Source organism: Kineosporia rhizophila, from assembly GCF_021277265.1.
GTDB lineage: Bacteria > Actinomycetota > Actinomycetes > Actinomycetales > Kineosporiaceae > Kineosporia > Kineosporia rhizophila.
The window spans coordinates 76,895-98,848 of record NZ_JAJSOH010000006.1; the positions used below are offsets into that span (position 1 = coordinate 76,895).

General features: G+C 71.8%; 3 protein-coding genes and 1 pseudogene (1 of these 4 running past the window's edge). 2 read left to right on the plus strand and 2 right to left on the minus strand.

Going from position 1 to position 21,954, the window contains the following annotated elements; translation table 11 throughout:
- Nucleotides 1-4,608: the final stretch of a type I polyketide synthase gene (locus LWF15_RS11795; protein ID WP_332879894.1), read on the plus strand. It extends 22,989 nt beyond the left edge of the window; only the last 4,608 of its 27,597 coding nucleotides appear in the window; the start codon falls outside the window, past its left edge; its stop codon occupies nucleotides 4,606-4,608.
- Between the two features lie 56 nt (nucleotides 4,609-4,664).
- Here the strand turns inward: LWF15_RS11795 and LWF15_RS11800 are convergent, their stop codons facing one another.
- Complete coding sequence (locus tag LWF15_RS11800; protein ID WP_232810498.1) at nucleotides 4,665-5,834, minus strand: cytochrome P450; 1,170 nt, start codon at nucleotides 5,832-5,834, stop codon at nucleotides 4,665-4,667.
- Nucleotides 5,791-7,200, minus strand: coding sequence for a glycosyltransferase (locus tag LWF15_RS11805; protein WP_232810499.1), 1,410 nt, complete (start codon nucleotides 7,198-7,200; stop codon nucleotides 5,791-5,793). Before LWF15_RS11805 ends, LWF15_RS11800 begins: the two co-directional genes overlap by 44 nt.
- 154 nt (nucleotides 7,201-7,354) lie before the next feature.
- Here LWF15_RS11805 and LWF15_RS11820 point away from each other — a divergent pair.
- A pseudogene (locus LWF15_RS11820) lies at nucleotides 7,355-21,808 on the plus strand (type I polyketide synthase); the annotation flags it as partial.
- Nucleotides 21,809-21,954 lie beyond the last annotated feature (146 nt).

Below are 21,954 nucleotides of genomic sequence, written 5' to 3' on the forward strand. Positions count from 1 at the left end.
TTCCCGGGTGGGGCGAACTCGCCCGAAGAGCTCTGGCAGTTGCTGGAGAACGGCACCGACGCCACCGGCGACTTCCCCTCCGACCGGGGCTGGGACCCGGCCGCGACCAGCTTGCGGCGGGGCGGATTCCTCGACAACGCAGCCGACTTCGACCCGTCCTTGTTCGGTGTCTCACCGGCCGAGGCGCTGGTCATGGATCCGCAGCAGAGGCTTGTGCTGGAGGTCGCCTGGGAGGCCTTCGAACAGGCCGGAATCGACCCGCGCAGTGCTCGCGGCTCGGAAGTGGGGGTCTACGTCGGTGCTACCGGCGGCGACTACCGGCCCCCGCGAACCAGCCGTGGGCAGGTGCAGACCGCCCAGGCGGCGGCGGTGATCGCCGGGCGGGTGTCGTACTCGTTCGGGCTGCAGGGACCGGCCGTCACCGTGGACACGGCCTGCTCCTCCTCGCTCGTCGCGCTGCACCTGGCCGCGCAGGCGCTGCGTTCGGGGGAGTGCACGATGGCCCTGGCCGGCGGTGTGGCCGTGATGTCCACGCCGGTCGCCTTCGTCGAGTTCGGCGAACTGGGCGCCCTCTCGCCGGACGGGCGCTGCCGCGCCTTCGCCGACGGGGCCAACGGCACCGGCTGGTCCGAAGGCGCCGGAATGCTGATGCTGGAACGAATGTCGGACGCCCGCCGCCAGGGCCACGAGATCCTTGCGGTTCTGCGGGGGTCGGCGGTCAACCAGGATGGCGCCTCCAACGGCTTCACCGCACCCAACGGGCCTGCCCAGCAGAAGGTTCTGCGGCGGGCTCTGGACAGCGCCGGACTGCGGCCCGCAGACGTGGACGTGATCGAGGCGCACGGCACCGGCACCGCCCTGGGCGACCCGATCGAGGCGCAGGCGCTGATGGCGGTCTACGGCCGGGACCGCGAGCAGCCGGTCCTGCTCGGGTCGGTGAAGTCCAACATCGGGCACACCCAGGCCGCGGCCGGGGTGGCCGGCGTGATCAAGGCGGTGCTCGCGATGCGGCACGGTGTCGCCCCCGCCACCCTGCACGCCGCGCAACCCTCGTCGCACGTCGACTGGCGGTCCGGAACCCTGCACCTGCTGGACGAGGCCCGGCCCTGGCCCGACTCCGGACGTCCCTTCCGCGCCGGTGTGTCGTCGTTCGGGGCGACCGGGACCAACGCGCACGTCATCCTGGAAAATGTTGAGCCGCAGCCGCTTGCGCCCAAATCCGAGCGGTGGCCGCTGCTCGTGCCGCTCGCTGCGCGCACCGGCCCGGCTCTGCGAGGGCAGGCGCGACGTCTGCTGACCCACCTGGAGTCGCAGCCGGAGCAGACGCTGACCGATGTGGCCTTCTCGCTGGCGACCACGCGGTCCGCGCTGCCGTTGCGAGCCGGGCTGGTGGCCGCCGACCGGAGGCAGTTGCTCGTCGCGCTGGACGCTTTGGCGAACGGTGAAGCGGAAGCCCCGGCGGTGCAGGGCCGGGCCGGCTCGGGCAAGCTGGCCTTCCTGTTCTCCGGGCAGGGGGCTCAGCATCTCGGTATGGGCAGCGAGTTGCGCTCCCGGTTCCCGGTCTTCGACCAGGCCCTGGCCGAGGTGTTCGAAGAGTTCGGCCGCCACTTGCCGGAACCGCTGGCCGACGTGCAGTTCGGCGGCGACCCGGACCGGCTGGACCGCACGGACTGGGCGCAACCGGCCCTGTTCGCCACCGAAGTCGCGTTGTTCCGGCTGCTGGAGAGCTGGGGGCTGCGCCCGGATGTGCTGGCCGGGCACTCGATCGGAGAACTGGCCGCCGCGTACCTGGCCGGGATGCTCAACCTGCCCGACGCCTGTGCGCTGGTCGCCGCCCGCGGTCGGCTGATGGCCCAGCTGCCGCCCGGCGGAGTGATGCTGGCCGTGCGGGCAGACGAGAAGGACGTGCTGCCGCTGCTGACCAACAATCGGGTGTCCTTGGCCGCGGTGAACGCGCCGGGCTCGGTCGTGTTGTCGGGGGCTGAGGCGGACGTCCTGGCTGTCGCCGGGCAACTGCCGGGCAAGGTGCGCCGGCTGAAGGTCTCGCACGCCTTCCACTCGTCCCTGATGGATCCGATGCTGGAGGAATTCCGGTCCGTGGCCGAGAGGCTGACCTATCGGCCGCCTACGCTCGCACTGGTCTCGACGGTCACCGGTGAACCGGTCGACACCGAACAGTTCTGCACGCCCGAGTACTGGGTGCAGCAGGTGCGCCGTCCCGTCCGGTTCAGTGCCGCGGTGGCATCGCTCGCGGCGGCGGGGGTGAGCCGGTTCCTCGAGGTGGGTCCGGATTCCGTGCTCGGTAGTCAGGCCGAGATGTCGCTGTCCGACGACAGCGTGGTGGTGTCGGCGCAGAAGGCGGGGACCTCGGAAGCGCAGGCCCTCCTCACCGCGGTGGCTCGCCTGCACGTGGCCGGTATCAGCCCGGACTGGTCGGCCCTGTACCCGGGGGCGCACCGGGTGGCCCTGCCCACCTACGCCTTCGACCGCCAGCGGTTCTGGCCCGACGCCGAGCCCCGTCACGAGGTTGCCCCGACCACTGCGGACGGAGAGTTCTGGGCCGAGGTGAGTGAGGGCGACACCGATGCCCTGGCTGAGCGTCTGGGCCTGCCCAGCGACTCGCTGGACGCGGTGCTGCCGGCCCTGGCCGGATGGCACCAGCGGCAGAAGACCACGTCGGTGCTGAATTCCTGGCAGTACCGGACCGGCTGGCAGCCCTGGGCGCCGACCGAGGTGGCCGGTCGGCCCGGAACGACGGGGCCGACGGAACCTGTCGCCGGAAAGAGGTGGCTGGTCGTGGTTCCGGCCGCGCACGCCGACGATCCGTGGGCCCTGGCCGTCGCGGCCGCTCTTCCTGGAACGGCAGAAGTGCTCAGAGTCGCCCAGCCAAACCCGCAGCACCTCGCCGACCGCCTGCCGCAGGCCGCCGAGGCCGTCGTCTCCCTCCTGGCCCTGGCCGGGCGCGAGGGCCCAGCGCTGACCGCAGTTCTGAGCCAGGCCCTGCAGCAGGCCGGCCTGCGGGCGCCGCTGTGGTGCCTGACCCGCGCCGCCACCTCTGCGGGTGGTTTCCAGGCCGGGCCTGATGTCTGGCAGGCCGGGGTCTGGGGGCTGGGCCGGGTTCTGGCCGTGGAACAGCCCGAAACCTGGGGCGGCCTGATCGACCTGCCCGAGACGGTCGAGGGGCATACGTTGTCGGCCGTTCTCACCGCCGAGACTCCGGAGGACCAGTTCGCCGTTCGGGACGACGAGATTCTGGTGCGTCGCCTGCTGACCGGCTCGGCCAATGAACAGGAGTTGGGCCCGGAGTGGCGGCCGGACGGCACCGTTCTGATCACCGGTGGTACCGGCGCCCTGGGCCAGTACCTGGCCCGGCATCTGGCCGGACGGGGAGCCAGGCACCTGGTGTTGGCGGGACGACGCGGACTGGAGGCTCCGGGCGTCCATGATTTGAAGAAGGAACTGGGGGCGCAGGGGACCACGGTCGATGTGGTGAGTTGCGATGTCTCGGACCGAGAGGCCCTTTCCCAGGTGCTGACCCAGTTCCCGCCGCGAGCGGTGCTGCACGCGGCCGGCGTGCTGGACGACGGGGTGGTGAGCACCTTGACCCCCGAACGATTCGCCGAGGTCAGGCAGGCCAAGGCCGATTCAGCGGTGCTCCTGGACGAGTTGCTGAGCGAGGCCGACCTGTCTGCGTTCGTGCTCTTCTCCTCGGCTGCTGCGGTGTTCGGCAGCCCGGGGCAGGGCAGTTATGCCGCGGCGAACGCGGTGCTGGACGCGCTGGCCGAACGGCGCCGGGTGGCGGGCCGAGCGGGTGTGTCGATCGCCTGGGGTACGTGGGGCGATGCGGCGCCAGGTGCGGGCATGGTCGGTGACCGTGCGGTGCAGGGTTCGGTACGGATGGGGGTGCGCCCGATGGATCCGGCACTGGCGGCCCAGGCTCTCGACCGGGTCTGCGCCGGTTCCGCGCCGGCCGTGATCGTGGCCGACATCGACCGGGAACGATTCGCCCGCAACGCCTTCAGCCGACCGCGGCCCGACCGTCTGCTCGCGGACCTGCCCGAGTACCAGGCTCTCGACATCGCTCCCCAGGAGCCGACCGAGGTAGTGGCGGACCTTCGGGGACGACTGTTGTCGCGTCCTTCGGGGGAAAGGCCGGGGCTGGTGCTGGACGTGGTCTGCACTCAGGTGGCGGCCGTGCTCGGCTACTCCGGGCCGGGACAGGTGGAGACCACGACCAGTTTCGGCGACCTCGGGTTCGACTCGGTCAGCGCGATCGAGCTGCGCAACCGGCTGAACGCGGCGACCGGGCTGACCCTGCCGGCCACCCTGGTCTTCGACCATCCCTCGGCCCAGGCCCTGGCCCGGCACGTCCTCGGCCAGCTGATGCCCGAGGAGCAGCCGGACGAGGAGAGCCGGGTGCGGGAGCTGCTGGCCACGCTCAGCCTGGCCCAGTTGCGGCGCAGCGGGCTGCTGGACACCCTGCTGCAGCTGGCCGACGCGCCCGAGGCCGAGGCGTCGAGCAACGGCCACAGCAACGGATCCTCTGACGGTCTCGACCAGATGGACCTGGACGAGCTGGTGCGGGTGGCTCTGCAGAACGAGGACTGAACGGACGAAGCCCCCGGCCCTTACGGGTCGAGGGCTTCGTCGTGGTCAGAGAAGAGTCAGTCCCAGCGCACCGGGAGCTCGTGCAGGCCGAAGAGCACGCCGTCGTACTTGATCGCCAGATCCTCCGGGGCCACGTCCAGCCGTAGGTTCGGCAGCCGCGAGAACAGCGCGCCGAAGGCGATGTCGAGCTCGGCCCGCACCAGGTGCTGCCCCAGGCACTGGTGCACCCCGTAGCCGAAGGCCACGTGGTGTCGGGCCGAGCGGCTCGGATCGAACTGCCCGGCCCGCTCGAAGGTCGTCTCGTCGTGGTTGGCCGAGGCGCCGAGCGGGACGATCCCCTCACCGGCCCGGATCAGCTGCCCACCGATCTCGACGTCCTCCACCGCCACCCGCAGCGCCACCCGGTCGGCCACCGACAGGTAGCGCAGCACCTCCTCGACCACGCCCGGCGCACCGATCCATTCGGGGTTGGTCAGCTGCACCACCACCCCGAGACCGATGCTGTTGGCCGTGGTCTCGTGCCCGGCGATCAGCAGCAGGAGCGCCACCCCGGACAGTTCCGGCCCGCTGAGCACGTCCTTGGCGACCAGCCGGCTGAGCAGGTCCCGGCCCGGGAAGCGGCGCTTGCTGGAGATCAGTTTGGTCATGTACTCCAGCAGTTCACCGGCCGCCTCCTCACGCTCGGCGTCGGTGGCCGAGTACCGCACCAGCACCTGGGTCCGGCTCTCGAACAGGTCGTGGTCGGTGTACGGCACCCCCAGCAGTTCGCAGATCACCAGCGAGGGCACCGGCAGGGCGAAGGTGGGCACCAGGTCGGCCCTAGGCGGTCCGGCCAGCAGCGTCTCGATCCGGCCGTTGACCACCCGCCGGATCGCCTTGCGCAGCTCGGCGATGCGGCGCACGGTGAACTCCGGGATCAGCGCCTTGCGGAAGCGCGAGTGCTCCGGCGGGTCGTAGCCGACGAACCAGCCGGGTACCGAGTCCCGCAGCGGCACCGTGCCGTTCGTGCCGATCTGGGGGAAGCCCGGATGCATCGGGTTGGAACTGATCCGCGGGTCGGTGAGCACGGTGCGCACGTCCTCGTAGCGGGCCACCAGCCAGACGTCGGTGCCACCGGGCAGGGCCGAGCGCACCAGCCCGGGGGTCTGGCGCAGGTGCGCGTACTCCGCCGGCGGGCCCAGTTCACCCCGCGCGCGAGCCGGGAACTCGATCGGTCTGGTCGTCATCGGGGGTCCTCCCGCTCAGGGTGCTGAGAATCAGGTCGGCCGCCGCCGCACGGCCTCCGGCCGCCCGCTGCTGGGCCGCGAAGAACTGGGCGCGTTCGGTGAACGACGGTTCGTTCAGCACCCGGGTGAGCTTGTCCAGCACGTCCGCCACCCGCAGGTCGTGCGGGCGGTCGAGGGTCAGGCTCACCCCGGCGTCCACCCCGCGGACCGCCTGGTCGTGGCAGTCCACCCAGAGCGGCCGGTTCACCAGCGGCTTGCCGAAGTAGATGCCCTCGTGGAAGCTGTTGCCGCCGGCGTGGGTGAAGAACACCCGCACGTGCGGGTGGGCCAGCGCGTCCAGCTGCGAGGGCAGCCAGCTCTCCACCCGCAGGTTGGCCGGCCACTGCTCCCGCGGCGGCAGCAGGTGCTGCTGCTCGCGGCCGAGCTTCCAGAGCACCTGGTGCCGGTCGCCGAGCCGGCGGGCCACCTCGACCATGTTGTGCACCTGCGGCCGGGTGAGCCGGGTCAGGGTGCCGAACGCGACCAGCACCACCGACTCGTGGGCGTCCAGCCAGGCGTTCAGGTCCGGGTCGGGCTCGGCCTCCGGCAGGGGCGGCACCACGGCCCCCAGCATGCGCAGCTTCTCGGGGACGTCGAACTCGTACTCCAGCCCGAAGACCGAGTAGCAGAGCACCAGTTCGGCATGGTCGACCTTGGCGCGGGGAAACAGCGTCTCGGCCGGGATGCCCATCTCGGTGCGCCCGGGAATGGACTTGCGCAGCGTGATCTGGACGGCCGGATGCAGGAACATCAGCCCGGCGCGGGCCCGGAAGTAGGCGTTGTAGAGCTTCTGCCGGCGGTTCATCCGCCGGGGCAGCCCGGTGTGCAGCATCGGGAAGTCCAGCCCCATCTGCAGCACCATCAACGTGCTCGGCATGAACGGCGAGCTGAGCACGTAGGGGATGTTCCGGGTGACGGCCACCTCGACCGCGTAGGTGCTCATGCTCTCGATCACCATCAGCGCCGGCTTCACCTGCTCGACCAGGGCGTCCAGGGCGCGGAACTTCGGGTAGCGCAGCCGCAGGTCGTAGGTGTGCCGGACCACCGCCCGGTGGGCCCGCCAGCGCGATCGCTGGGTGACCTTGCGGAAGGTCCGGTCGTCCCACGTCTTGGCCGAGAACTCGCTGATCACCGGGCCCAGCGAGCCGAAACGCACCGGGGCGGCGGCACTCAGCGCCTCGACCTCGGCCCGCATCGGCTCGTCGGTGGCGAACCACAGGTCCGGCACCCCGCGGCGGGCCAGTTCGCCGGCCACGACCATGAGCGGATTGGCCAGACCGGCCTCCGGCATGCTGACGAACATGATCGGTCTGCGGCCTGGGTCCATCGCAGCGCACCTTCCTGGTCGGGCCGTCCGGACGAGGGCTCCCGCCCGGGAGGCTAGGCCGGGCCGGCACAGGGGATTCCCTAGAAGGCCCGGGACTCAGGTCTAGGGTTTTACGCGGTGGATCGCCGGTTCTACTTCGTCGGTGGACGACACCAAGGTTCTCGAAGCCCTCCGGACCTCCCTGCGAGACGCCGATCGGTTGCGCAGGCAGAATCGGCAACTCGTCACCGCCGCCACCGAGCCGATCGCGATCGTCGGTCTGGCCTGCCGGTTCCCCGGCGGCATCAGCGATCCGGAGCAGTTGTGGCAGCTGCTGGAGGCCGGCGGCGAGGCGATCGGCGACGCCCCGGCCGACCGCGGCTGGGACCCGGACGTGCTCGGCCGGGCCGGGCTGCGCGGTGGATTCCTCCACCACGCAGGCGCCTTCGACGCCGCGTTCTTCGGCATCTCCCCACGTGAGGCCCTGGGCATGGACCCGCAGCAGCGGCTGCTGCTCGAGGTCGGCTGGGAAGCCTTCGAGCACACCGGGCTGGACCCGCGCACCCTGCGGGGCAGCCGGACCGGGGTGTTCGTGGGGATGAGCGGGCAGGACTACTCGTTCCTGACCTTGCGCTCGCTGGACGACGTCTCGGGGGACGTGGGGACGGGGACCGGTGGGGGTGCGGCCTCCGGACGGCTGTCGTACACGATGGGCCTGGAAGGGCCTGCGGTGACGGTGGACACGGCGTGCTCCTCCTCGATGGTGGCGATCCATCTGGCGATCCAGGCGCTGCACAACGACGAGTGCGGGCTGGCCCTGGCCGGTGGGGTCACGGTGATGTCCACGCCGGGTGGGTTCGTGGAGTTCAGCCGTCAGGGTGGGCTTTCTTCGGACGGGCGGTGCCGGGCCTTCGCGGACGGGGCCGACGGAGTCGGCTGGGGGGAGGGGGCCGGTCTTCTGGTGCTGGAGCGGCTTTCGGCGGCCCAGCGCAACGGTCACCGGGTGCACGCGGTGATTCGTGGCTCGGCGGTGAACCAGGACGGCGCCTCCAGCGGCCTGACCGCGCCCAACGGCCCTGCGCAACAGCGAGTGATCCGGGCGGCGCTGGAGTCGGCCGGGTTGTCCGGGGCCGACGTGGACGTGGTGGAGGGCCACGGCACCGGCACGACTCTGGGCGACCCGATCGAGGCTCAGGCCCTCTTGGCGACCTATGGGCAGGATCGTGAGAACCCTCTGTGGCTGGGCTCCCTGAAGTCCAATATCGGCCACACCCAGGCCGCTGCTGGGGTGGCCGGCGTGATCAAGATGGTCCAGGCGCTGCGGCACGAGGAACTGCCGCGCACTCTGCATGCCCACCAGCCCTCGACCCACGTCGACTGGTCGGCCGGGGCCGTGTCGCTGCTCACGGCACCGGTGCCCTGGCCCGCGGTTCAGGAACGCCCCCGGCGGGCGGGCATCTCGTCGTTCGGTCTCAGCGGGACCAACGCCCACCTGATCCTGGAGCAGCCCCCGGCCGAGGAATCGGCGCCGGCCGCGCCCCCGGTCGAGCACCCACTTCCGGTACTGCTGTCCGGCCGCTCGCCCGAGGCGTTGCGGGCTCAGGCCGCCCGTCTGCTGGAAACGCTCTCCGATGAAACTGCTTTGGTGGATATAGCCTGGTCGGCGGCCACCTCCCGCACCGCCATGGAGCACCGCTGTGCCGTGATGGCCGCGGACCTGGAACAGGTGCGGGCAGGCCTGGAGGCTGTGGCCGAGGCGCTGCCTTCGCCCTTGGTCCGGCAGGACATCGCTTCACGCGGCCGACTGGCGTTCGTCTTCTCCGGTCAGGGCGGGCAGCGCAGTGGCATGGGCCGCGAGCTCTACCAGCGGTTCCCGGTCTTCGCCGAGGCCTGGGACGAGATCGCCGAGCACCTGGGCCTGCCGTTGAGCGATCTGGTGGCGGGTGATCTGAGTCGTACCGGCGATGTTCAGCCAGCGTTGTTTGCGTTGCAGGTGGCGCAGTTCCGGTTGTTGGAGTCGTGGGGTGTGCGTCCGGATGTTCTGGTCGGGCATTCGGTGGGGGAGATTGCGGCTGCGCATGTGGCTGGGGTTTTTTCGCTTGAGGACGCGTGTGTGCTGGTGGGTGCGCGGGCTCGGCTGATGGAGGCGTTGCCTTCGGGTGGGGTGATGGTGGCGGTGGTGGCGTCGGAGGACGAGGTGCTGCCGCTGCTGGCCGGTCTTGAGAGCGAGGTGTCGATTGCGGCGGTGAATGGTCCGTCGTCGGTGGTGTTGTCGGGGGTTGAGGACGCGGTCCTGCGCGTGGCTGGGCGGTTTGCGAAGACTCGGCGGCTGAGGGTCTCACATGCGTTCCACTCGCCGCTGATGGCACCAATGCTGGACGAGTTCGCGTCCGTGGTCGGTCGGGTGCAGTTTGCCTCGCCCACGGTTGCGCTCGAGTCCTCGGTCGAGGCAGGGGCCGATGTGGCCTGCGCCAACTACTGGGTTCGGCACGTCATGGCACCGGTTCGGTTTGCGGACGCCGTCCAGGCCGGCGCTGCCGACGTCCACCTGGAACTGGGGCCCGACTCGGTGGCCACCACGATGGTGGCTGAGGTACGTCCGGCGACCACCGCCGTCCCCTTGTCGGTGGGCGACCGCAACGAACCTGAGGCCGCCCTGGAAGCCCTGACCCGACTGCATCTGCGCGGTGTTTCCGTCGACTGGCAGGCTGCGCTGACCTGGACGCGGGGGCGGCGGATCGATCTGCCCACCTATGCTTTTCAGCGGGAACGGTTCTGGCCGGCCGCCGTTGCGGCCCTCAGGTCCTCAGGCGGCGCACCGGTGGACGACGCGGCTTTCTGGTCTGCGGCCGAGGCCGGCGATGCGGGCGCGGTGGCCGAGGTGCTGGCGGTGGATGAAGAGGCCGTGCGTGACCTCCTGCCCGCGCTGGCGGCCTGGCGGAAGGGCCGCCGGGACGAGGCCGTGCTGGATGGTTGGCGATACCGATCCGTGTGGCGCGTGCTGGACGGGACGGAAGCTGGGAGCGGGCAAGGGACAGCGGGCACCCCGGACGGGCGGTGGCTGGTTCTCGTGCCTGGCACGGCCTCGGCCGGCCGATGGCGTGATGAGCTGGTCGCTGGGATGGGCGATGTCACGGTGGTTGCGGCTGTTGATCGCTCTGGCTTGTCCGAGGTGGCGGGCACCACGTGGGCGGGTGTCCTGGTGTTGGCGGGTGCCGTGGCTGCTGCTGACGGGGGTGGGGGCGCCGAGGCGGCCGGGGAGCCCACGCTTACGCTTGCCGAGGACTCCGCCTGGGTCGCCGCGATGTTGCAGGGGCTGGGCGATGCCGGGATAGGCGCCCGGGCCTGGGTGCTCACCCGCCAGGGCATCTCGGTCAGCCGCTCGGACGAGGTCGGTTCCCTGTCACAGGCGGCGGTCTGGGGACTGGGCCGGGTTGCGGCTCTGGAGCACGTCGATCGCTGGGGCGGCCTCATCGACCTGCCGCAGCGGATGGACGAGCGAGTCCTGAACAGCCTGCGTTCGATCCTGGCCCGCCGGCTGGACGGGGAGCTCGCGGTACGTCCGAGTGGCGTCCTGGCTCATCGACTGGCCCCGGCCCCCGTTCGTCCGGACAACGCTTGGGAGCCCTTGGGCGAGACGGTTCTGATCACCGGCGGCACCGGTGCTCTGGGCTCGCTCGTGGCTCGGTGGGCCGTCGGGGCCGGGGCAGCGCGGGTGGTTCTGCTGAGCCGCCGGGGCGACGCCGCGCCTGGCGCCACCGCGCTGCGGGACGAGCTGGGCCCGGCGGTCGAGCTGGTGGCCGCCGATGCGGGCGACCGCGAGCGGATGAGCCGCGTGCTGGACGACTACGAGGTGACGTCGGTGGTGCATACCGCCGGTGTTCTGGACGACGGGGTTCTCGACGGTTTGACGCCGGAGCGCTTCGCCGGGGTTTTCGCGTCCAAGGTGGCCTCGACCGTCGTCCTGGATGAGCTGACCCGCGATCGCCCGCTGACCGCCTTCGTGGTGTTCTCGTCGGTGGCCGGAGTGCTGGGCAATCCGGGGCAGGCCAGTTATGCGGCCGCGAACGCGGTGCTGGATGCGGTGGCCGAGCGTCGGCGGGCGGCCGGGCTGCCGGTCGTCTCGGTGGCCTGGGGAGCCTGGGCCGGGGCGGGGATGGCTGCCGGTATGCGCGGTGGTCTGGCGCCGGAGCTGGCGGTGCGGGCGTTGGCTCAGACCGGCGCCGGTGCGGTGGGGCCGATCGTGGTGGCCGATCTGCAGCGTCCTGAGATCGTCCGGGCGTACTCGGCCCGTTCTAACCCGGTCCTGAGCGAACTGCCCGCCTACCGCTCCACCACGGCGCAACCGGTTGGGGGTTCCACCTCTCGACAGGGGTTGAGTGCCCTGCCGGCTGCCGCCCGCGCCGCGTCCCTGGTGGACCTGGTCCGGGCGACCGCGGCCACCGTCCTCGGGCATTCCGGGCCGGAGGCGGTGCCGGCCGACCGCGCCTTCAGCGATCTGGGCTTCGACTCACTGAGCGCAGTGACCTTCCGCAATCAGCTGATGGCGGCCACCGGAACCACGCTGCCCGCCACCGTCGTCTTCGATCACCCGACCCCGCGAGCCCTGGCCGAGCGGCTCGCCAACGATCTGCCCGGCGAAGTGAGCGCGGCCGACGAGCCCCGGAACATCGCCCCGACAGACGATCCGATCGTCGTGGTCGGCATGGCCTGCCGCTTCCCCGGGGGCGTGAGCAACCCCGACGAGCTGTGGCAGATGCTGGTGCAGGGCCGGGACGCGGTCTCCGACTTCCCGGACGACCGGGGTTGGGACCTGGCCGCCCTGCAAATGTCCAGCGACACCCTCCGCGGTGGATTCCTTTCCGGCGCGGCCAACTTCGACGCGGCCTTCTTCGGGATCTCACCCCGTGAGGCCCTGGCCATGGACCCGCAGCAGCGGCTGGTGCTGGAGACCACCTGGGAAGCACTGGAGTCGGCGGGCACCGACCCGCACTCGTTGCGCGGCAGCCGGACCGGTGTCTACCTGGGCACGAACGGCCAGGACTACTCCGACCTGGCCCGCGCCCTCCAGGCCGACCGCGAGGGAATGACCGGCACCGGCATCGCGGCCAGCGTGGCCTCCGGCCGGATCTCGTACGCCCTCGGCCTGGAGGGGCCGGCGGTGACGGTGGACACCGCGTGCTCCTCGTCGCTGGTGGCCATGCACCTGGCCGGGCAGGCCCTGCGCTCGGGCGAGTGCGACCTGGCGGTGGCGGCCGGGGTGACGGTGATGTCCACGCCCGGTGGTTTCGTCGGCTTCAGCGGGCAGAACGGCCTGGCGGTGGACGGGCGGTGCAAGGCGTTCTCCGACTCGGCCGACGGCACGTCGTGGTCCGAAGGCGTGGGAGTGGTCGTGCTGGAACGACTCTCGGACGCGCGGCGCCGCAGGCATCGGGTGCTGGCGGTGCTCAAGGGTTCGGCGGTGAACCAGGACGGCGCCTCGAACGGGCTCACCGCGCCCAACGGCCCGTCTCAGCAGCGGGTGATCCGGGCCGCGCTGGCCTCCGCCGGGCTGTCGGCCGCCCAGGTGGACGCGGTGGAAGCTCACGGCACCGGAACCACTCTGGGTGACCCGATCGAGGCGCAGGCGCTGCTGGCCACCTACGGACGCGACCGCGAGCGTCCACTGTGGTTGGGGTCGATCAAGTCCAACCTCGGGCACACCCAGGCGGCAGCGGGGGTGGCCGGTGTGATCAAGGTGATTCAGGCGCTGCAGCACGAAACGCTGCCGCAGACGCTGCATGTCGACCAACCTTCACGAAAGGTCGACTGGGGCTCGGGCGCGGTCACTCTGCTGACTCGGGCCCAGCCCTGGCCGGTCGCCGAAGGAGAACGGCGGCGGGCCGGAGTCTCGTCGTTCGGGATCTCCGGCACGAACGCCCATCTCATCCTGGAGCAGGCGCCCGACGAGCCGCAGGTGCCGACGAGGGCCGCCCGTCCGGACGAGACGCTGCCGGTGCTCCTTTCGGGGGCAACGGCCCAGGCTCTGAGGGCTCAGGCCCAGCGGCTGGCCGCCTTCATCGCCGACGGCGACCATGCCTTGACTGATATCGCCTGCGCTTCGGCAACGTCCCGGGCCGCTCTGGAACACCGGGCGGTAGTGCTGGCCCATGACACGACCGGTCTGACCGAGGGCCTTCACGCTCTGCTGGACGGTTCCCCTTCTGCTGGCCTGGTGACCGGCCAAGCGACGGATCGGCGCCTGGCGCTGGTGTTCTCGGGGCAAGGCGGTCAGCGGACCGGCATGGGGCGGGTTCTGCGTGAGCGGTCGGAGGTGTTCGCCCGCGCCTGGCACGAGGTGGCCACCGAGCTCGACCCACTGCTGGACCGTCCCCTGGACGAACTGGTGAAGGGTGATCTGGGTCGTACCGGCGATGTGCAGCCGGCGTTGTTTGCGTTGCAGGTGGCGCAGTTCCGGTTGTTGGAGTCGTGGGGTGTGCGTCCGGATGTTCTGGTCGGGCATTCGGTGGGGGAGATTGCGGCTGCGCATGTGGCTGGGGTTTTTTCGCTTGAGGACGCGTGTGTGCTGGTGGGTGCGCGGGCTCGGCTGATGCAGGCGTTGCCTTCGGGTGGGGTGATGGTGGCGGTCGCGGCGTCCGAGGCCGAGGTGCTGCCGCATCTGGATGGTCTCGAAGCAGAGGTGTCTGTTGCGGCGGTGAACGGGCCGTCGTCGGTGGTCTTGTCGGGGGTCGAGGATGCGGTTCTGCGCGTGGCCGGGCGGTTTGCGAAGACTCGGCGGCTGAAGGTCTCGCATGCGTTCCACTCGCCGTTGATGTCGCCGATGCTGGACAAGTTCGCTGCTGTCGTGAGGCGGCTGGAGTTCCGGGCGCCGCAGATTGCGATTGCCTCGACGGTGGGGGCCGGTGCGGACCTGTCCGCGCCGGAATACTGGGTTCGTCACGTCGCTGCTCCGGTGCGCTTCGCCGAAGCTGTCGGATCGACCCGCGCTGATGCGTTCCTCGAGCTCGGCGCGGACGGTGTGGCCTCGGCCATGATCGGATCGGCGGCCGCGGTCCCGCTGCTGCGCGGTGACGGCAACGAGATGTCGCAGGCCCTCGAGGCGGCTGCCCGGGTGCACGTGCTGGGCGTGCGTCTCGACTGGGCACAGGTGCTCCGGGAGACCGGTGGCCGTTCGATTCCGCTGCCTACGTATGCGTTCCAGTCCGAGCGGTACTGGCCCGAGGGGCGTCTGACGGCGCCCGTCGGGGGGCAGGGTCAGGCCGACGGAGCGCTGTGGCAGGCGGTGGAGTCCGGTGATGCCGATGCTGTGGCCGATGTGCTGGGACTGGCCGGGGATCAGGTGCGTGAGGTCGTGCCGGCACTGAGCGCCTGGCGGCGGGGCAAGCAGGACGAGGCGGTGCTGGACTCGTGGCGTTATCGGTCGGTGTGGCGGGCTCTGCCGGAGGGCGCGCCGGCGTCTGAGCGGCCGGGCGGGCGGTGGCTGGCGGTGTTGCCGGACGAGCCGGACTCATGGGCGCAGTCTGTGTTGGCCGGGCTGGACGCCGGCTATGAGGTCGTGATCGGTGCCGGCCGCGAGCAGCTGGCAAGTATCGGGCCGGGCCCGTGGACCGGGGTGGTGGTGCTGGCAGGGCTCGGCACCGGTATGGCCGCGCATGGGGGTCCTGCCGCGCCCGACCGGGCAGCCGTGGGTGATAGGGCGGTCGCGGGTGACGGGGCGGTCGCGGGTGACGGGGCGGTCGCGGGTGACGGGGCGGCCCCCGGCGATGGAGTGGCCTTGAGCGATGGGGTGGCCCAGGACGATGCGGTGGTCCATGGCGCGGGCGAGGCTCGGGCCATGGGAAGGGCTTTGCGCGACGGGGCGGCCTGGGTGGCCGGGGTGCTGCAGGGGCTGGGTGACGCCGGCGTGCAGGCGCCCGCCTGGGTGATCACTCGTCAGGGCGTTTCGATCACCCGGTCCGAGGTGCCCGACTCCTTGGCGGCAGCCGGAATCCGGGGTCTGGGCCGGGTGGCGGCCCTGGAACACCCCGAGCGCTGGGGTGGCCTGATCGACCTCCCGGCCGAGGTCGGAACGGTCGAGCTGACACGGCTGAAGGCCGCCCTGTCGCAACCGGAAGAAGGCGAGCTGGCGATCCGCTCGGCCGGCCTGTTCGCGCGGCGCATGGTCCCAGCGCCCGTCCCCTCCGGCGCGGCCTGGGCTCCCGCGGGCGACACGGTCCTGATCACCGGCGGTACCGGCGCGCTGGGGGCAACGGTCGCTCGCTGGGCGGTGAATGCGGGAGCGGCACGGGTGGTGCTGCTGAGCCGACGGGGCGAGGCTGCCCCGGGGGCTACGACCCTGCGGGAGGAGCTGGGCTCGGCGATCGACCTGGTGGCGGGCGACGCGGCCGATCGAGCCCTGGTGGACCAGCTGCTCACCGACTTCGGGGTGACGGCGGTGATCCACGCCGCCGGTGTGCTGGACGACGGTGTGCTGGACAGCCTGACGCCCGAGCGGTTCGCCGAGGTGTTCGCGGCCAAGGTCGATTCCGCGCTGGTCCTGGACGAGCTGACCCGGCGTCCGCAGGTGCGGGCACTGGTGCTGTTCTCCTCGGTGGCCGGGGCCCTGGGCAACCCGGGCCAGGGCAACTACGCCGCGGCGAACGCAGTGCTGGACGCGGTGGCCGAGCGTCGGCGGGCCGAGGGCTGGCCCGTGGTGTCGGTGGCCTGGGGAGCCTGGTCGGGTGCCGGTATGGCCGCAGGTGTGCGCGGCGGTCTCGACCCCCAGCTGGCGGTCAAGGCCCTGGGCCAGATCGGCGCCGGAAGTCTGGGGTCGCTCGTGGTGGCCGACCTGCAACGGCCGGAGGTCGTCGAGGCGCACAGCACCCGGATCAACCCGGTCCTGTCGGAGCTGGCGGCCTACCGGCGGACGCAGGCCGAGCGGGCTGCGACCGACGACGCGGCGGCCACACTACGCCGGCAACTGCGCGAGCTGGCTCCGGCCGCCCAACAGACCCGCCTGCTCGACCTGGTTCGGGCGCAGGCCGCGGCCGTGCTCCGGCATGCCTCCGCCGAAGCCGTCCCGGCCGATCGTGCGCTCAGTGACCTGGGCCTGGACTCGCTCTCGGCGATCGAGTTGCGCACCGGACTGGCCGCCGCCACCGGCCTGGCCCTGCCCACCACGCTGGCCTTCGACCATCCCACGCCTCACGCCCTGGCCGAGCATCTGCTTGCTGAGCTGGCCGGCGTCCCCGGCTCAGAGAACGTCTTGCGCCTTCCGACCGCCTCGGCCCCGGACGACCCGATCGTGGTGGTCGGCATGGCCTGCCGCTTCCCGGGGGGAGTGAACAACCCGGACGAGCTGTGGCAGCTGCTGGTGCAAGGACAGGACGCGGTCTCCGACTTCCCGGACGACCGGGGCTGGGACCTGGCCGAGGTGGCGACGAGCAGCGACACCCTGCGCGGGGCGTTCCTGTCCGGCGCGGCCGACTTCGACGCGGAGTTCTTCGGCATCTCACCCCGGGAGGCGCTGGGTATGGACCCGCAGCAGCGCCTGCTGCTGGAGACGGCCTGGGAGGCCCTGGAGTCGGCCGGGCTCGATCCGACGGCCCTGCGCGGCAGCCGGACCGGCGTCTACGTGGGCTCGAACGGGCAGGACTACTCCGAGCTGGCCCTACGGCTGCAGGTCGGCCGGGAAGGAATGACCGGCACCGGGGTGGCGGCCAGTGTGGCCTCGGGCCGGGTCTCGTACGCGCTGGGGCTGGAGGGCCCGGCCGTGACGGTCGACACCGCCTGTTCGTCGTCGCTGGTGGCCATGCACCTGGCCGGGCAGGCCCTGCGGGCGGGGGAGTGTGGGCTGGCGCTCGCCGGTGGGGTGACGGTGATGTCGACGCCGGGTGGTTTCGTCGGCTTCAGCGGGCAGAGCGGTCTGGCCGTGGACGGCCGGTGCAAGGCGTTCTCCGACTCGGCCGACGGCACGTCCTGGTCCGAGGGCGTGGGAGTGCTGGTTCTGGAACGGCTCTCCGAAGCGGAGCGCAACGGGCACGAGATCCTGGCCGTGATCAGAGGATCAGCGGTCAACCAGGACGGGGCCTCGAACGGGCTCACCGCGCCGAACGGCCCGTCGCAGCAGCGGGTGATCCGGGCCGCGCTGGCCTCCGCCGGTCTGCGGCCGGACGAGGTGGACGCGGTCGAGGCGCACGGCACGGGAACCACTCTGGGCGACCCGATCGAGGCGCAGGCCCTGATGGCCACCTACGGACGGGACCGCGAGCGTCCCTTGTGGTTGGGGTCGGTCAAGTCGAACCTCGGCCACACCCAGGCCGCCGCGGGCGTGGCGGGCGTCATCAAGATGATCCAGGCGATGCGGCACGAAACCTTGCCCCGGACCCTGCACATCACGCAACCTTCCTCACACGTCGACTGGAACGCAGGGCGGATCTCCCTGCTGACCGAGCCCGCGCAGTGGCCGGCCGGGGAGCGTCCGCGCCGGGCCGGTGTCTCGTCGTTCGGCCTGTCGGGAACGAACGCCCACCTGATCCTGGAACAGCCCTCTGCGGCAGCGCAGATACAGCCTGCGGTCACCGTTCCGGGCGTTCTTCCGATCGTGCTGTCCGCCGCCTCACCGCAGGCTCTGCGGGCTCAGGCCGAACGCCTGGCTGCGCACCTGGAACAAGTGCAGCCGGACCCCGCCGACGTGGCCTGGTCGTCGGCCACGGCCCGTTCGAACCTCGAGTTCCGGGCCGCGGTGCTGGGCGCAGGAAGCGCGGAGTTGATCGATAAGCTGCAGTCTTTCGCGGCAGCAGGACCGGAGTCGGGAGTTCTGTCCGGCCGGGCTCGCAGCGGAGAACTGGCCATGGTCTTCCCGGGGCAGGGACGCGAGCGTACCGGCATGGGGCAGGGGCTGCGGCAGCAGTTCCCGGTCTTCGCCCAGGCCTGGCACGAGGTGGCCACCGAGTTCGAGCCCTTGCTGGACAAGCCCCTGGACGAGGTGGCCGCCGGGGACCTGGAGCGCACCGGCCGGGCCCAGCCCGCGCTGTTCGCTCTGCAGGTGGCGCTTTTCCGGCTGTTCGAGTCGTGGGGTGTGCGTCCGGACGTCCTGGTCGGGCACTCGGTGGGGGAGATCGCGGCGGCGCACGTGGCGGGCATTCTTTCGCTGTCGGACGCCTGCCGGTTGGTGGCGGCGCGGGCCCGGTTGATGGACGCGTTGCCGGACGGCGGCGCGATGGTGGCGGTCGCGGCCTCGGAGGACGAGGTGCTGCCACACCTGGCCGGCCTCGAGGACAGCGTCTCGATCGCCGCGGTGAACGGGCCCACCTCAGTGGTGCTTTCCGGTGTGGAGGGCGAAGTTCTGGCAGTGGCCGGGATGTTCGCCAAGACCCGTCGGCTGAAGGTCTCCCACGCCTTCCACTCACCACTGATGGCCCCGATGATGGACGAGTTCGCCTCCGTGGTGCGGCAGTTGCAGTTCGGTGCGCCTTCGGTTGCGCTGGTGTCCACGGTCGAGCCCGGCGCCGACCTGGCCTGCGCCGACTACTGGGTGCGCCACGTGCGGGCCACTGTCCGGTTCGCTGAGGCCGTCCAGACCATCTCGGCGCAGCGGTATCTGGAACTGGGCCCGGACCGGGTGGCCAGCGCCATGCTGCCGGACCTGCACCCCGAGGCCCTGGCCGTGCCCGTGCTGCGACCCGACCACCCGGAAACCGCAACCGCTTTCGAGGCCGCGGCGACCCTGCACGTCCATGGTTCGCCCGTGAACTGGACTTCGGTGCTCGCAGGCACCGGTGGCCGTCGCATCCCCCTACCCACCTACGCCTTCCAGCACCAGCGGTTCTGGCCCACCGGCACCACGAACGCGGCCGCGAACGTCGCCTCGGCCGGTCTGGCCGAGGCCGGGCACCCGTTGCTGGGGGCCAGCGTGCCGATGGCGGGCTCCGACGCGGTGCTGCTCACCTCCCGGCTGTCCGTCTCCACGCACCCCTGGCTGGCCGACCACGTGGTCGGCGGCACCGTCGTGTTCCCGGGCACCGGCTTCCTGGAACTTGCGGTCCGGGCCGGGGACCAGGTCGGCTGTGACCGCGTCGAGGAGATCACCCTGGCCCGTCCGCTGGCGTTCTCCGGTAGCGCCGCGATGGCCGTCCAGGTGGTGGTCGGTGAGCCCGACGACGAGGGACGTCGTGCCGTGGACATGTACGCACGGCCGGCCGAGCAGGCCGGCGCCGGCGGATGGACCCGGCACGCCACTGGACGGCTGGCCGCGGGCGCCCACGAAGATTCCTTCGACACTGTGCACTGGCCGCCCGCCGGCGCCGAGCCGGTCGACCTGACGGGGGCCTACGAGCGGCTTGCCACCGGCGGACTGGCCTACGGCCCGGTGTTCCAGGGGCTGCGGGCCGCCTGGACCCGGGACGGCGAGGTGTTCGTCGAAGTGGCTCTGCCCGAACAGGTGGCCGACGCCGACCGTTACGGCCTGCACCCCGCCCTGCTCGACGCGGCCCTGCACGCCGTGCCGTACGCCGGCCTGGAACGGCTGACCGACGGCGCCGGACGAATGCCGTTCACCTGGTCCCAGGCGAGTCTGCACGCCGCCGGTGCCGCCGCCCTGCGAGTGCGGCTGCGCAAGACCGGCGACGAATCGGTTTCCGTCACCGCGGTCGACCTCACCGGGGCCCCCGTGTTCTCGGCCGAGGAGCTCCTGCTGCGGCGGGTTCCCACCGATCAGATCACGGCCGCCCGGGCCGAGGAACCGGCCGGCTCCTTGTTCGGGCTGGAGTGGGTGGCCGAGCCGCCGCCCCGCTCGCCGGTGGATGCGGTGGCCGGTCTGGACGTGGTGCAGCTGGACGGCGGGCTCGCCGATCTGGACCTGACCGACCGCCCGGCCCCGGACCTGGTGGTCTTCACCGTGCCGCGGGCCGGTGACGACGAGGGGCCCGCGCACGTGCACGCGACGACCGTGCGGGTGCTGGAGCTGCTGCAGGAATGGCTGGCCGACGAGCGCCTCACCGAGTCCCGCCTGGTGCTGGTCACCGAGAACGCGGTGGACGTGCCGCAGGAGGGTCTCGATCCCGAGGACGTGGTGCCGCTGGATCTGGCCGGGGCCGCCGTCTGGGGGCTGGTGCGTAGTGCCCAGGTGGAGAACCCGGACCGGTTCCTGCTGGTCGACATCGACGAGTACGAGACTGATCTGTCCGCGGTCCCGCCTCTGCTGGCCTCCGGTGAGCCGCACGCCGTGCTGCGTGACCACGTCCTGCTGGTTCCCCGCCTGGTTCAGCACGACCGCAGTACTCAGGCCATCGGCCCCTGGAACAGCGATGGGACGGTTCTGGTCACCGGGGGCACAGGAGGGCTGGGTGCTCTGGTGGCCCGGCACCTGGTGACCGAGCACGGGGTACGTCGGCTCGTCCTCACCAGCCGGCGCGGCGCGTCGGCTCCGGGCGCGGCCCAGTTGCAGGAAGAGCTGACCACGCTGGGGGCCCAGGTGAGCCTGGCCGCCTGCGACGTGGCCGAGCGGGACCAAGTGGCCGCGCTGTTGCAGGATCACCAGGTCAACGCCGTGGTGCACACCGCCGGCGTCCTCGACGACGGCGTCCTGACCTCGATGACCCCGCAGCGGATGCACGACGTGCTGCGGCCCAAGGTGGACGGGGCCTGGAACCTGCACCAGCTCACCGCCGACCAGGAGCTCACCGCGTTCGTTCTGTTCTCCTCGGTGGCGGGCACGATGGGCGCACCGGGGCAGGGCAACTACTCGGCCGCGAACGCCTTCTTGGACGGGCTGACTGCAGCCCGGCGTGAGGCCGGCCTGCCGGGGGTCTCGATCGCCTGGGGACCGTGGGCCCAGACCGCCGGGATGACCAGCAGCCTCGACGCTGCCGACGTGCGCCGCCTCTCCAGGGCCGGGTTCGTCCCGCTGCGCCCCGACCAGGCGCTACGGCTGTTCGACGCCGCGACCGCCGGCCGCACCTCGGTGGCCGCGGTCAACCTCGACCTGACCTCGGTCGCGGCCGGGCTGCCGATGCTGAGCAGACTGCCGGTCCCCGGGTCCACACCGACCGATCGGCCGACGGTCACCCGCACTGTCGTGGACAGCCGCGGCACCCTTCGCGAGTTGCTGCTCGGGCTGCCTGCGCCGGGCCGCCGCGACCACCTGATCCGGATGGTGCGCGACCAGGTGGCCCGGGTGCTCGGGCACGGCTCGATCGCCGGGATCGAGCCCGGCAGCCAGTTCACCGACCTGGGGCTGGACTCGCTGGGCTCGGTGGAGCTGCGCAACGGCCTGGGCACGCGGACCGGTCTGACCCTGCCCTCCAGCCTGATCTTCGACTACCCGACCGTGTCGGCGCTGGCCGCCTACCTGCTGGAGCAGCTGGTGCCGGCCGCGGACGAGCCGGACGACGGCCGGGCCCTGCTGGCCGAGCTGGCGCGTTTCGAGACGTCGCTGAACGCCGGGCGGCTGGACGACGTGACCCGCAGTGGGCTGGCCACCCGGCTGCGGCATCTGCTGGCCGCGGTGTCGGCGACGGCCCCGCCGGACCTGCACCGCAACGGCGGCGCGGCAGCGCCGGCCGACGAGCTGCAGGCGGCCAGCGCCGATGAACTGTTCGCCCTGATCGACCAGGAGTTCGGCCGTCGGCCGGGCGGTTCGGCGGGCTGATGTGAGGTCTCGGCCCGGCCCGGGGCGGCCGGTCGAAGACTAGGCGTTTGCGGACCTGGGCTCGGCTTGAATCGGTTCCGGAGGCGGACGGCGGACGCTCGTGAGGGCGCCCGCCGTCTCAGCTACGGCATCGAGGAGTGGCCTGC